The following is a 12,141-nucleotide window of genomic DNA, read 5'->3' as shown; positions in this document are numbered from 1 at the left end:
GGCTCAGGATTCCTTGCGGGAGGTGGTGGCGGGTGCGGCCGCGGCCGTGGACGGAGCGGTGCCGGCCCGGGACAGGGCGAGCAGCAGCAGCCAGGTGATGAGGAGGCTGAGGACGGAGACGGCGACCGACATCCGGGCCTGGGCCCCGGAGATCGACACGATCCAGACGGCGAAGGGCTGGAAGCCGAGGAGCGAGGCGATGGTGAACTCGCCGAGGACCAGGGCGAGGGTCAGGAACGCGGCTCCGGCGAGCGCGGCCCGCAGGTTGGGCAGGAGGACGCGCAGGACGACGTACGGCCAGCTCGCGCCGCAGCTGCGGGCGGCCTCGACCAGGGTCGGCACGTCGACGGCGCGCAGGCCCGCGTCGAGCGACCGGTACACGAAAGGCAGGGCCAGCACGGTGTAGGCGAGGACCAGGACGACCGGGAAGCTCTCGTTCTGCACGGCCAGGAAGGTCTGGTAGAGCGGGGTCCGCGACAGGTGCTCGGGGCCCCAGCGCAGGACGGTGGTGATCCCCGTGACCAGGGCGATCGGCGGTACCACCAGCGGCAGCATGCACATCACCTCGACGACCGGCCGCAGCCGCGGGGAGCCGATGCGCACGGCCACCAGCGCCGGCACCGCGAGCAGCAGGGACAGGGCGATGGTGGCGGCGGCGAGGCCCAGGGACAGCAGCAGGCTCTCGGTGAAGCCGTCGGCGGCGAGCAGACCGGTGTACGCCTCGAAGGAGATCCCCTGCCCGGGCACGTGGACGGTGAAGACGAAGGAGGCGAGGAGCGGGAGGACGAAGTAGGCGCCCGCGAGGGCGAGTACGGCGCCGCGCCAGACGCGGGGCCGGCGCCGGGCGCGGGCCGGGGCGGGGCGCGGGGCCGGAGTTCCGGCCTCGGCCGGCGGGGTCGTGCGGGCGGCGGTCGGGGTCATCGCAGCCATCGGGCGCTCCGTCGCTGGAGGGGCAGGTAGACCGCCATGACCAGGCCGGCGATCAGGATCATGTCGAGGCCGAGGGCGAGCGCCACGTTCTCCTGGCCGGTGAGCACGTTGCCGGACAGCGCGTCCGCGATCTTCAGGGTGACCAGGGGTACGGATCCGCCGACGAGGGCCGCCGCCGTGGCGTGCGCGGCGAAGGCGGTGCCGAAGAGCAGGACGAACCCGCCGAGCAGCGAGGGGGCGAGCACCGGCAGGCCGACGTGGCGCCAGAACTGTCCGGCGGTGGCCCCGCTGTTCTGGGCGGCCTCGCGCCACTGGGGGCGCAGTCCGTCCAGGGCGGGGGCGATCACCAGCACCATCAGGGGGGTGAGGAAGTACAGGTAGACCACGGTCAGTCCGGTGAAGGAGTACAGGTTCCAGCCGAGGCTGCCGAGGTCGGCGAGCTGGGTGACGACTCCGGAGATCCCGACCGTGGCGATGAAGGCGAAGGCGAGCGGAACGCCGCCGAAGTTCGCCAGGACCCCGGAGGCCGTGAGGGCCGCGCCGCGCAGGCCGGCCGAGCCCGAGGTGACCACGGCCTGCGCGATGACGACGCCGAGGACTCCGCCGATCAGTGCGGTGAGGGCGGAGAGCTGGACGCTGCCGACGAGCGAGCCGAGGTACGGGCCCTGGAGGGAGCGGGCGAGGTGTTCGCCGGTCAGTGCGGTGGCGCCGGTCGCCGGGTCGGTGCGGGTGACGGCTCCGAAGGCGATGGCGCCGAGCGGGATCCCGAAGCACAGGCCGGTGAAGGCGAGGAGGGGGAGGGCGGCGAGCCAGGTGCGCGGGCCGCGCCGCCGGCGGCGGCTGGTGCCGCCGGCGGTCCCCGCCGGGTGGGGGGTGGTGGAGGTGGCGGACATCAGGAGAGGGCCTTGTCCCACTTCTCGGCGAGGGCGGCCTTGGCCTTGTCGAGCTCCTCGGACGCGGGGAACGCCGGGGTGCCCTGGACCTGGGGGAGCTTGGCGACGGCGTCCTTGTCGGCGGTGCCGTCCTGGGTCATGGCGGGCAGCAGCACGGGGCGGGCGTAGCCCTTGAGCCACAGGTTCTGGCCCTCGGCGCTGTACAGGAACTCCATCCACAGGCGGGCGGCCGCCGGGTTCGGGGCCTCCTTGTTGATGGCCTGCGAGTAGAACTGGGCGAAGACCCCGTCGGTGGGGACGGCGACCTTCCAGTCGACGCCCTTGCCCTTGAACTGATCGGCGTAGCCGGCGTTCAGGTAGTCCCAGTCGATGGAGATGGGCGTCTCGCCCTTCTCGACGGTGGCCGGGGTGGACTCGACGGGGATGAAGTTCCCGCTCTTCTTCAGCTGCCCGAAGAAGTCGATGCCGGGCTGGATGTCGGCGAAGGAGCCCTTGTTCGCCAGTGCGGCCGCGTACACGCCGCCGAAGGCGGAGCCGGACTTGGTGGGGTTGCCGTTGAGGGCGACCTTGCCCTTGTACTCGGGCTTGAGCAGGTCGGCGAAGGTCTGCGGGCAGGTGGGGACGCGGGCGGCGTCGCAGCCGATGGAGACGTAGCCGCCGTAGTCGTTGTACCAGCGGCCGTCGGCGTCCTTCTGGCCGGCGGGGATCTTGTCCCAGGCGGCGACCTTGTACGGGGCGAACAGGTTCTCCGCGGCCCCGCTGCGGGCGAAGGCGATGCCGAGGTCCAGTACGTCGGGGGCGCGCTTCTGGCCCTTGCGGGACTTGACGGCGGCGATCTCGTCGGAGCTGGAGGCGTCCGGGTTCTCGCTGTTGACCTTGATCTTGTACTTGGCCTCGAAGGCCTTGATGATCTCGCCGTAGTTCGCCCAGTCCGGGGGCAGCGCGATCACGTTCAGCTGGCCCTCCTTCTGCGCGGCGGCGGTGAGGGCCTCCACGGAGCCGAAGTCGGCCGCGGAGGTCGCGGCGCCCGGCTGCTTCGCGTTCTTCGCGTCACCGGCGGCGCCGGCGGGCTGCGGGTCGGGGGCGGCGCCGCACGCGCTGAGCGTGGTGAGGACGGCGGCACTGAGCAGTACGGCCGCACCGCGACGGGCGGAGGAACTGAGCACGGTCTCTCCCGGAGACGGATCCAACAAGAAGGGGGCAATCACTTGTCTGAACAAGTTGGCTCCAGTTCGCCCGGGCCCGCTGTACGGACGGTGAACGGCGCCCGTCGCCCGAAGCACGACTGGGGGAAGAGACGAGAATGGCCGGAAGGAGACGTGCCCGGAGCTGCTGGAGTGATCATGGAGGGGCGGGGTGCGGAATCCCGGCACCCGGCACACACCGCGACGAGGGAGCGAACGGCATGGGCACGGTCCGGTACCTGGAGATCGCCGACGCGCTGCGCGGGGCGATCGCCTCCGGCGAGCTCCCGGTGGGCGGGCAGCTGCCCTCCGAGAGCGATCTGGCGGCCCGCTGGTCCGCCTCGCGCGGCACGGTCCGCCAGGCGGTCGCCACGCTCGCCGCGGAGGGCCTGATCGGCTCCCGGCAGGGGGCGCGCCGGATCGTCCTGCGGCACGAGCGGCGGCACAGCTTCGGCGAGTTGAACAGTTTCGCGCAGTGGGCCGAGGGCGTCGGGCACGAGGCCGGCAGCCGCTTCCTGTCCCGGGTCCGCCGGCCCGCCACGGCCGAGGAGGCGGACCGGCTGCACCTGGCGCCGGGCACCGGGGTCCTCGCCGTGCTGCGGCTGCGCCTGCTCGACGGGGAGCCGGTGATGGTGGAGCGGACCGCGTACGCCGACTGGGTCGCGGCGGCGGTCGAGGCGATGCCGGCGGACTGCCGGTCCGTCATGGACGCCCTGGCCGAGGACTCCGGGGTGGTGGCCCACTACGGCGAGCACCTCATCGACGCCCTCGCGGCGGGCAGCGAGGACGCCCGCCTCCTGGGGATCCGGCGCGGCAGCCCGCTTTTGCGCCAACGGCACGTCTCGGCAACGGCGGCCGCCCGCCCGATCGAGTGGTCCGACGACCGTTACAGGGCCGGCAGCGTGACCTTCAGTGTGAGCAACTCAGCGGTAGCAACCCCTCTGGAACGCCGTCCGGGCGACCACTGACCCCAGGCCGCTCCGCCGCCGGACCCCTGCTCCGCCGCCGGACCCCCTGCCTCAGGCCGCTCGTCCCCATGCGGCGAACTGTTCGTCGCACGCGGGGGTGCCCCGGAGCGCCAGGAGGGCGAGGTGGGTCCGGCCGCCCGGAGGCTCGGGGTTGACGACCAGGCTCCAGGTGCCCTTGGACAGGGCCACGGCCACCGGCGCCGTCCGGCGTTGGGTGATGTGCCAGCCGCGGTCGGCCAGCCGGTCCAGGATCAGGGTCAGCTGGGTGGCGCTGGTCGAGCCGGGGTAGTTCCGGGCCGCCGCGCACCCGGGCATCTCCGGCGCGGTGTGGGGCGTGCCGGGTCCCACGCCCGCGGATGCGGCCACGGAATCGAAGTCCTGGAGCACGTCGTCCTGAGCCGGGTCCGGACCGGTGTACCGAGGCGACCCCGAGGCAGGCTCCGCCTGCCAGCCGCCGCGGGCGGAGCTTTCGCCGTCCGGAGCGAGCAGGCCCCCGGCCACCAGCACTCCGAGCCCGGCGGTCACGACCGCGAGCCCCTTGAGCTTGTTGTTCATACTGCGCCCCACCCCTTGCCCAGCCGCCGGACGAGGTTCGTTCCGGCCGCGCACGCAGGAGTCTCACACGTCCCCTCGGCGGCCGGTCACCCGGCCCGGGCCCGGCTGCGGTGTCAGTGCGCTGACGTATCCTTCCGGCCACCGCACACCGACTCGGAGGACCGAGAGAATTGTCTGCCCTGCCCGCTTTCCCCCTGCCCTTTCAAGCATCCCGTTCCATATCGTTCGCGACACCCCGAACGCTGCGGGAAATTCAGATGATGCAGTGCAGCTCGCACCTTCGGGCGAAGCCGGGGTGGTTCGAGAAGATGAACGACGCCGACATCGTCGGCAGGTGGACGCGAGAAGCGGTCGACCAGGGCCTCACCGAAGCACAGGTCCGCTACGTGCTGGCCGAACTCGCCCACTACGCCGGGCTGCGCGACGGGCGAACGGGCGTCGAGGTGTCCGCCGTCGACGGGGTGTGGCAGTCGGACTCGCTCGTCGACGACGCGCTCAGGTCCCGGCTGCGCGATGCGGTGCGGGTTCTGGAACAGGTCCCGGAAGCGGAGAAGGACTGGCACCCCGGCTCCGACGGCCAGGTGCTGGATCTGGTCCACCCCTCCCTGTTCTGCCTGGTACGGGAGGCGAGCGGCGCACCCGAGGAGGCCTGGCAGAACCCGACGGACCGCTATTCGAAGTACGAGTTCTCGGAGAGGTTCCAGTGGCTGCCCACGGACGTCGACGTCAGTGACGACGGCGATGTCGCCTTCCGTTCGTACGTCAACAACGTCCATCCGCAAACGCATCGGGAACTGGCCGCCGTGCTGCCGGACTTGTTCGCCCGCATGCTCCCGCTGCTGGAGAACGTACTCACCGATCTGCGCCATCCCCGCCCCCTGCGGATCGAGGCCGATCCCTACGGGTGGTACGCGTCGGAGCCGGAGCGTCCCGAAAGATCCTCGTACAGCGATGACGCGGCCTTTACGGAAGCCCGCCACGCCTGGGACGAGGCCATGGACGACTGGTGGGAGAACCGCCGTCCGGTCGTCCCGGACGCCCCGGAGTTCACCCCGCCCGAGCTGCCCGGCGCATCCGCCCGGGTCGACCTGCGCGGCCGTCGTCTCCAGGTCATCGTCAAGCTCGCCACCATCCACCTCACCCCGGACAAGCCCGAGTACGCGGGCGGTTCCTGGCACGTCGAGGGAATGATGAACGAGCGGATCGTCTCGACCGGCATCTACTACTGGGACAGCGAGAACATCACCGAGAGCCGGCTGAGCTTCCGGACCGCACTCGACGATCCGGATTACGAGCAGAGCGACGACAACGGCATGCGCGAGGTCTACGGCCTGGAGAACGAGGACGCGCTGAACCAGGTGCTGGGATCGGCTTCGACCCCCGCGGGCCGTTGCCTGGCGTTCCCGAACGTCCTGCAACACCGCGTCGGCCCGTTCCGCCTGGACGACCCCGCCCGCCCGGGGCACCGCAAGATCCTCGCGTTCTTCCTGGTCGACCCGTCGCAGCGGATCGTCTCGACGTCCGACGTGCCGCCGCAACAGCCGTGGTCCGCCACCACGACCATGACTCTCCAGCAGGCCGAGAGCCATCGCGAAGAACTCATGCGGGAGCGCAAGTTCTTCGTCGACGAACACAACGAGCAGCTCTACGAACGGGAATTCTCCCTCTGCGAGCACTGAGCCTCCCCTCCTGACGAACGGCGGACCGGTCGCCTCCCCGGGCGCCGGCCGCTGTCAGCCCCCGCGCCTAGGCTGTCGGAAGATTCGATCAAGGAGCAGGACTGTGCGAGTAGAGCGTCACCAGGTGGACGAGGCCGTGACATCGGCAGCGCGCGAGGACTTCACGAACCGCATCGGGCGTCAGGTCCGGTCCATGTCGAGGGCCGGACGGATGACCACCTACGAGTGGCAGTCGATCGCGGAGGAGTTCCTCGACTACCTGGGTGCGCTCTCCGTCGAGACGCCCGACCTCGACACCCCGGAGGCCAAGGCCGCCCTCAAGGATGCCTCCGAGGCCGCGGCCGGCGCCGTCGCCTACGCCGCGTACAACCCGCACTGCAGCTTCCACGTCTTCCTGGAGTACGTGAACTTCGGCATGGGCTACGACCCGGGTGACGACGCGCCCGAGGAGGGCATCGCGACCGGAACGTGGATCGACGCGCTCTGCCTGGCGGTCCTCAGGGACAGGGCCGCGTTCCACGGCGAGGCCTTCCACTTCGCCCGGCAGAAGTTCGCCGCGCGGGTGCCGGGCACGCCCGCCGGCGAACTCGCCACCGGGTTGACGGCCGTGATCCTGGACTACACGGGCGACGACGGGGAGTACCCGCCGAGCGCGCGGGCCAGGCTCGCCGCCGTCGACGCGGCCCTGGACCGTGTGCGCGCCCGCGCCGCGGAGACCGGCCGGCCCCTCCTGGAGCAGCCGGCCAGTACGGCGCTCCACGCGCTGCGGGCTCTCGTCGTCGAGGACCGGGAGGCTTTCGAGGGCATACTCACCGGCCTCCTGGTCGGGCACGCCGCCCGGCAGGGTCCCGCGGCCCCCGCGAGCTCACTGCTCCCGCTCGTCCCCCTCGCTCTCGCCGCGTTCGCGTACCGGACGCTGGGCTGGGCACCGGCCGTCCGCACCGACTACCTCCCGCACGCCCTGGTCACCGGTTTCGAGACGCAGGGCCCGCGCGTCGCGGGGTTCGGCCGCAACCGGAGGCCCGACGCGGTCGCCGCGCTCGCCGCGGGACCGCTGGTGGTGGAACGGCCGGCGTGCGAGCGCGACGGGATCGCGCGGGTCGAGGCCATGTACGAGGAAGACCTGCGCGAGGCGTTCGTCCCGGTCGACGGCGGGCCCCTCCCGGTCTGGCGCCTCGCCGACGCCATGGGCGATCAGGAACGCCTCTTCAAGTGGCGGGCGGGGAACCCCGGCGACATCACGGACGCCCAGTTCGCCACCCTTCGGCTGGCCTCCGGTCTCGGGGCGGCCCTGTTCCGCATCGCGCTGGCGGAGCCGGGCACGGAGGTCGAGGTGACCGTCGCGGGCCGCACGCTGCGCTATCCGGCGGAGCGGGACCATGACGCCGGCCCCGGGTACTGGCAGACGGCCACCGCCTTCGCACTGATCACCGGCGTACGCGAGGACCTCGCCCCGCTGGTCCTCACCGGCCCGACCTTCGCCCGCCCGGACGGCTCCGCCGGCACCGCGTACCGTGAAGCCCTCCACGCCTACCTGAAGGGCGCCGAGCCCGAAGCAGCCGCGCAGCGTGCGCTCCAGGAGGCCGAGAAGGCAAAGGACTGGGGCTTCGCGATGCCGCCGGCCGTCCTTCTGTCGCAGCTCGTGGAGGGCGACGAGGAAAGCTTCAACCTCGCCTTGGCCGACGCGCTCGAAGCCCATCGGGCCTACTACCAGGTCGCCGACCGCGCCGACGGCCCGGACGTCTCCGTCAGCCTCGACATCCTGGCCCTGGCCTGCCACGCCCGCCGGCGCGGCTGGGCGATCCGCGTCGAGTCCCCCTACCTCCCGCAGGACCTCCTGCGGGCCGCCGTGCCTGTCTAGGGGCCCTTCCCTTGACCCTCCAGCGGCTGGAGGGTCGAGGATCCGACGCATGGAAAACGAACGACGCCCCGACGTGCTCACCATCGGCCGTCTCGCGAACCTCACCGGGCTTCCGGTGCGCACCCTGCGCTTCTGGTCGGACGAGGGAGCGGTGCCCCCCGTGGCTCGTTCCGCGGGCGGCTACCGGTTGTACGACGCCGCGTCGGTGGCCCGTGTCGAGCTGGTCCGCACCCTGCGGGAGCTGGGCCTCGGGATCGACGACGTGTGCCGCGTCCTGAACGGCCGCGCCACGGTCGCCGAGGTCGCCGACGCGCACGTGGCGGCGATCGACGCGCGCATCCGCTCCCTCAAGGTGAGCCGGGCCGTCCTGTCCACCGTCTCGAAACGCGGTTCGACAGCCGAGGAGACAGCACTGATGAACCGATTGGCTCGACTGTCCGCCGCCGAACGCAAGGAGATCGTCGACGAGTTCAAGGAGGAGGTGTTCGGCGGCCTCGACCTCGGGCCGCGTCTGCGGGACCGCATGCGCACCTTCGGCATCGAGCTGCCCGACGACCCCACGCCCGAGCAGGTCGACGCCTGGATCGAACTGGCCGAGCTGGTCCGGGACGCGGGCTTCCGCACCCGGATGCGCACCCTGCTGGAGCTGAGCACCCCCGTCCCCGGGCAGGGTCCGCCTCCCGGGGCGTCCATCTGGTGGGCCCGGCAGGTCGTGCGGACCGTCGCGGAGGCCAGGGAGCGCGGAACCGCGCCCGAGGGAGCAGCAGCGGCCGAGGTGCTGTCCCAGTTGTTCGGCGACGCAGATCGCACCGCCGTACTGGTGTGTCTGGAGGCCGGGATCGCGGCAGAGGCGGAGCGCTACCGCAGGCTCGCCGCCCGCGTACGCGGACAGTACGCCTCGCCCGACGCGACCGAGGAGCTGGCGTGGCTGGCGCGAGCCCTGCGCGCCGCCGTGGATCCCGGCTGAACTGCCAGAGACCCTGCGCCGGCCGCCGGCCGCCGCGAAGGCGGTCGGCGGCGGGACGCTGATCGCACCCGCTCGGGCCAGGGGATCCGGACACCGGAACCCACCGCCCGGATCGCCACGATCGCGACGCAGGTGGGCGCGAGTGATCTCGGGTCAGCGGCGGCCGGTGGCCAGGATGACGAGGAACTGGCCGCCGCCGGGCTCGATGTCGGCGGTCACGGGCATCCCCGGTACCAGGCGGGAGAACCGGTCCACCAGCCAGTCCGCCGCCTCTTGGGCGTCCTTCCTGGTCGGACAGCGGCCCACCATCTCGCGGCCGCCCTTGCGCCCCAGCCTGTCGGCAACGGCGATCAGCGGCGCGGGTTCGACCACGTACAGGCGCTCCGGCCAGGCGATGACCACCTTGACCGCACCCTTGCGGGTGTTGCACCCGCGGTGCGCGAGCCGCTCGGCGACCTTGGCCTTCCGGTCGGCGGTCCGGCTGTCGACACTGGGGCCCCGCGGGTCGTTCACCGACTCGTCGGGGTCGACCGGCTCGTCACACACCCAGCATCGCCAGCCGTCGCGCTCGGCCACATCATCAAGAAGACTCATCCGAGCAAACTAGCCTGCCCGGCCGCCACCCGCGTACCAGGGCCCGGTCCACGTGGGCCGGGGACGGGTCGACGAGGGTGCTGCCAGGTGCCTGGCGGCAGCACGGCCGGTAGATTCCGTCCCGCAGCACCCGGACGGTGGCCCGGCGGTGGGCCGATGGGGAAGGGCACCATGGAATTCCTACGCGAGGGCGGGTACCGGCTGCTGCTGAGTTCGGTCGGGCTCGTCGCCCTGTCGGTCTGTGCGGCCCTCGCGGTGCGGACCTGCAGCCGATGGCTGTTCCTCCGCAAGACGTTCGACGAAGGGCTGTTCACCGAGGGCAAGGTGCTGGATGCCTACGTCGTGTCCGGAGACCAGGGCCGGGCGGGCCTGCAGCACGCCATCGTGGGCTTCCGTGCGGCCGACGGGCGCGCGCACCGGATCGACGTGGAAACCGGCAGGCGAAGGCCCCTGGGTGCGCAGGTGCGACTGCGCTACCTCCCGTCGAGCCCGGAACGCGCCGTCCTCGCCGAAGCGGGCCCGGGCACCGTGCGCACCGTGCTGACCCTCGTGTTCCTGGTGGTCCTCGGGCTGCTCGGGTTCCTGGTCACACTGCTCGGACTGGTCGGACTGCCCTGACATCTCGCCTCCGGCACACGCGTCCCCCGATCCGACCGTCCGCGGCGCCCCTTGGAACCCGCAGCGCGGCAGCGCTGTCCGGCTACGAGGGGCCGAGCAGTCCCAGGACCTGCGTCAATGCGCTCGGGCGCTGATCGACCGGGAGATGGTCGACGAAGCGCACGGCGCACCCCAGGGCCTGCGCACCGCCGTCCGCGATGCGGTCGTCGCCGACCATCAGCACTTCGGCGGGTGCCAGGCCGAGCCGTTCGCAAGCGGTCCGGAAGATCACCGGGTCGGGTTTCTGCGTGCCCAGCTCGAAGGAGAGCAGATAGGCGTCGACCAGGCCGTCCAGTCCGTGCGTGCGGAACACGGGCCGGAGGTCCCATCCGATGTTGCTCACCACGGCCACCGGGATCCCTCGCCGGCGCAGCTCGCGCAGCGTGGGTTCGGTGTCCGGGTAGGGCCGCCAGGCGGCAGGCGTCATATGGCGGTCGTAGAGCGCCTGCGCCAGCTCCGGCGCCGGCAGTCCGGCCTCCTGGGCCAATGCCGTGTACACGACGCGGTGTTGATCGGCGCTCAGGTCCCGCTCGCGCCACATTGCTTCGAGGTGCGCGGGCACGTGCCGGGGTGCCGGTCCGCCTGGAAGTGCTCCGTACTCCGTCAGGCGTTGCACCAGGCAGGCGAACTCCTCGCCGGTCGACGGGAGGCCGGCCGACGCCAGGACCGCGCCGAGCCACTCCTCGGTCGACTCGATGCGCAGCAGGGTCCCGGAGAAGTCGAACATCACCCCTTTGATCATGCCGCGAGCGTACTGGTCGGCTGCGGACAGACCCGTACGCGGGTGAAGAACGGTCCGCGCACCGCATCGCACCCCTCTGGGGAACGCATGGAGGGGCCCGGGCGCCTGTGGCACCCGGGCCCCGAAGGAACTGCTACACCATCTGCCGGCCCTGATAACGCGCCGGCCTACTTACCCGCGTGCCCGACCGGAATGCCGTCGGGTGTACGGGGATCGCTGTTGCTCGACCGGAGACCACCTCACTATCGATGTCCTGCGGTACCCGGACTCAGACCTCGGCCCGGGCGATCCTGATGGCGCCCCATTCCTCCGTTCATCCCTCGGACGATCAACTACTCACCACTGGGAACTGCTCGTGACCTGACCTAGCGCCACGCTTCCGGCAGCCAGCCCCGTCGCCCATCCTGCGTCTGCTCTGGCTTGGAACCCCACTGCCGAACCTCCCGGTGCGCGCGTCCGCAGCCCGACGCCTTCACCGAGGCACTGCCCACTGACTTCGCTGCTGGGTACTGCACCACCGCATCGACTGCGGTACTGCTTGCGGCGGCCCCTGATGACTGCGGGCCACCCGGTCCGGTGACCAGTCCCGTCGCCGACCTGCACAAACCCTGGCTCCGACACTCCACCACCGCACCGCACTGCAACTACGGGTACTTCGATACTGATTGCCCGGCAGTTCGTCTCTGCCAGGCCCTTCGGTCTCTCTGGGCTACGAGAGAAACCATAACCACGTCATCGAGCAATGTCTACTCTGGCCGTCACAGATTTTCATGCGGTTGACGAGGAGGTAATCGAGCTCCGCGTAAGAGGGGCGCTCGGCCGCGCTCGACAGGCCGCGTGGGAAGCGCCTTGCGTCGCACCGGTCGGCCCACATGCCCTCCGGGCGGCCCCCATGCCCCCGCCTGCGGATAAGAAACGCATAGGATCATGTGCATGGTGGGGGCGGGGTCGGGCACACGGTGCCTCGGAGGTTGATAACTATGGTTCCCCTGCTTCTCGTTCTTCTGCTGGCACTTATCCTCTTCGGCGCGGGTTTCGCGGTGAAGATTCTCTGGTGGGTCGCCATCGCCGTCCTGGTCCTGTGGCTGGTCGGCTTCGTCGCCCGCCCCAA

12 protein-coding genes are annotated in these 12,141 nt (G+C 71.5%); 6 read left to right on the top strand and 6 right to left on the bottom strand.

What is annotated here, in order from left to right; all coding sequences use genetic code 11:
• Positions 1-3: 3 nt before the first annotated feature.
• From ACZ6S8_RS29810 to ACZ6S8_RS29800, 3 genes are read right to left on the bottom strand one after another with little or no spacing between them, the layout of a single operon-like run.
• Positions 4-930 carry an ABC transporter permease gene (locus ACZ6S8_RS29810; protein WP_469460516.1) on the bottom strand — a complete coding sequence of 309 codons (927 nt, stop codon included), beginning with the start codon at positions 928-930 and terminating at the stop codon, positions 4-6.
• Entirely contained in the window at positions 918-1,823 is a 906-nt protein-coding gene (locus ACZ6S8_RS29805) for an ABC transporter permease (protein WP_469460515.1), read from the bottom strand. Before ACZ6S8_RS29805 ends, ACZ6S8_RS29810 begins: the two co-directional genes overlap by 13 nt.
• Positions 1,823-2,989 (bottom strand): ABC transporter substrate-binding protein, encoded by a 1,167-nt coding sequence (locus ACZ6S8_RS29800; protein WP_469460514.1) that lies wholly within the window; start codon positions 2,987-2,989, stop codon positions 1,823-1,825. The genes ACZ6S8_RS29805 and ACZ6S8_RS29800 overlap by 1 nt, the downstream gene beginning before the upstream one ends.
• A gap of 239 nt (positions 2,990-3,228) precedes the next feature.
• Here ACZ6S8_RS29800 and ACZ6S8_RS29795 point away from each other — a divergent pair, with 239 nt between their 5' ends.
• Positions 3,229-3,975: a GntR family transcriptional regulator gene (locus ACZ6S8_RS29795; protein ID WP_469460513.1), complete on the top strand. Its 747-nt coding sequence runs from the start codon at positions 3,229-3,231 to the stop codon at positions 3,973-3,975.
• A gap of 51 nt (positions 3,976-4,026) precedes the next feature.
• On the opposite strand, the gene ACZ6S8_RS29790 is transcribed toward ACZ6S8_RS29795, so the two are convergent.
• Positions 4,027-4,530, bottom strand: a complete 504-nt coding sequence (locus tag ACZ6S8_RS29790) for a hypothetical protein (protein WP_469460512.1) — start codon at positions 4,528-4,530, stop codon at positions 4,027-4,029.
• Positions 4,531-4,700: 170 nt separating this feature from the next.
• Here ACZ6S8_RS29790 and ACZ6S8_RS29785 point away from each other — a divergent pair, with 170 nt between their 5' ends.
• The 3 genes from ACZ6S8_RS29785 to ACZ6S8_RS29775 all read left to right on the top strand — a co-directional run bounded on the left by ACZ6S8_RS29785 (position 4,701) and on the right by ACZ6S8_RS29775 (position 9,037).
• A complete protein-coding gene (locus ACZ6S8_RS29785) occupies positions 4,701-6,209 on the top strand; it encodes a DUF4246 domain-containing protein (protein ID WP_469460511.1) in 1,509 nt (502 codons plus the stop codon).
• Positions 6,210-6,312: 103 nt separating this feature from the next.
• Complete coding sequence (locus ACZ6S8_RS29780) at positions 6,313-8,070, top strand: immunity 49 family protein (protein WP_469460510.1); 1,758 nt, start codon at positions 6,313-6,315, stop codon at positions 8,068-8,070.
• A gap of 49 nt (positions 8,071-8,119) precedes the next feature.
• Entirely contained in the window at positions 8,120-9,037 is a 918-nt protein-coding gene (locus tag ACZ6S8_RS29775) for a helix-turn-helix domain-containing protein (protein WP_469460509.1), read from the top strand.
• Between the two features lie 153 nt (positions 9,038-9,190).
• Here ACZ6S8_RS29775 and ACZ6S8_RS29770 read toward each other — a convergent pair whose 3' ends face one another.
• Positions 9,191-9,631, bottom strand: coding sequence for a hypothetical protein (locus ACZ6S8_RS29770; RefSeq protein ID WP_469460508.1), 441 nt, complete (start codon positions 9,629-9,631; stop codon positions 9,191-9,193).
• Between the two features lie 171 nt (positions 9,632-9,802).
• Between ACZ6S8_RS29770 and ACZ6S8_RS29765 the strand changes: the two genes are divergently transcribed.
• Positions 9,803-10,249, top strand: coding sequence for a DUF3592 domain-containing protein (locus ACZ6S8_RS29765; RefSeq protein WP_469460507.1), 447 nt, complete (start codon positions 9,803-9,805; stop codon positions 10,247-10,249).
• Positions 10,250-10,331: 82 nt separating this feature from the next.
• On the opposite strand, the gene ACZ6S8_RS29760 is transcribed toward ACZ6S8_RS29765, so the two are convergent.
• Complete coding sequence (locus ACZ6S8_RS29760) at positions 10,332-11,030, bottom strand: HAD family hydrolase (protein WP_469460506.1); 699 nt, start codon at positions 11,028-11,030, stop codon at positions 10,332-10,334.
• 980 nt (positions 11,031-12,010) lie between these two features.
• On the opposite strand from ACZ6S8_RS29760, the gene ACZ6S8_RS29755 reads away from it, so the two are divergent.
• A partial coding sequence (locus ACZ6S8_RS29755; protein ID WP_469460622.1) for a hydrophobic protein occupies positions 12,011-12,141 on the top strand: 131 nt, incomplete at its 3' end.

Source organism: Streptomyces sp. NPDC048461, assembly GCF_055587105.1.
This window is presented reverse-complemented; position numbering and strand designations above follow the sequence as displayed.

Excerpts from the sequence above, each read along its gene's own strand:
- ACZ6S8_RS29810 (WP_469460516.1), bottom strand. The coding sequence starts at position 930 with ATGGCTGCGATGACCCCGACCGCCGCCCGCACGACCCCGCCGGCCGAG.
- ACZ6S8_RS29805 (WP_469460515.1), bottom strand. The coding sequence starts at position 1,823 with ATGTCCGCCACCTCCACCACCCCCCACCCGGCGGGGACCGCCGGCGGC.
- ACZ6S8_RS29795 (WP_469460513.1), top strand. The coding sequence starts at position 3,229 with ATGGGCACGGTCCGGTACCTGGAGATCGCCGACGCGCTGCGCGGGGCG.
- ACZ6S8_RS29790 (WP_469460512.1), bottom strand. The coding sequence starts at position 4,530 with ATGAACAACAAGCTCAAGGGGCTCGCGGTCGTGACCGCCGGGCTCGGA.
- ACZ6S8_RS29775 (WP_469460509.1), top strand. The coding sequence starts at position 8,120 with ATGGAAAACGAACGACGCCCCGACGTGCTCACCATCGGCCGTCTCGCG.
- ACZ6S8_RS29770 (WP_469460508.1), bottom strand. The coding sequence starts at position 9,631 with ATGAGTCTTCTTGATGATGTGGCCGAGCGCGACGGCTGGCGATGCTGG.
- ACZ6S8_RS29765 (WP_469460507.1), top strand. The coding sequence starts at position 9,803 with ATGGAATTCCTACGCGAGGGCGGGTACCGGCTGCTGCTGAGTTCGGTC.
- ACZ6S8_RS29760 (WP_469460506.1), bottom strand. The coding sequence starts at position 11,030 with ATGATCAAAGGGGTGATGTTCGACTTCTCCGGGACCCTGCTGCGCATC.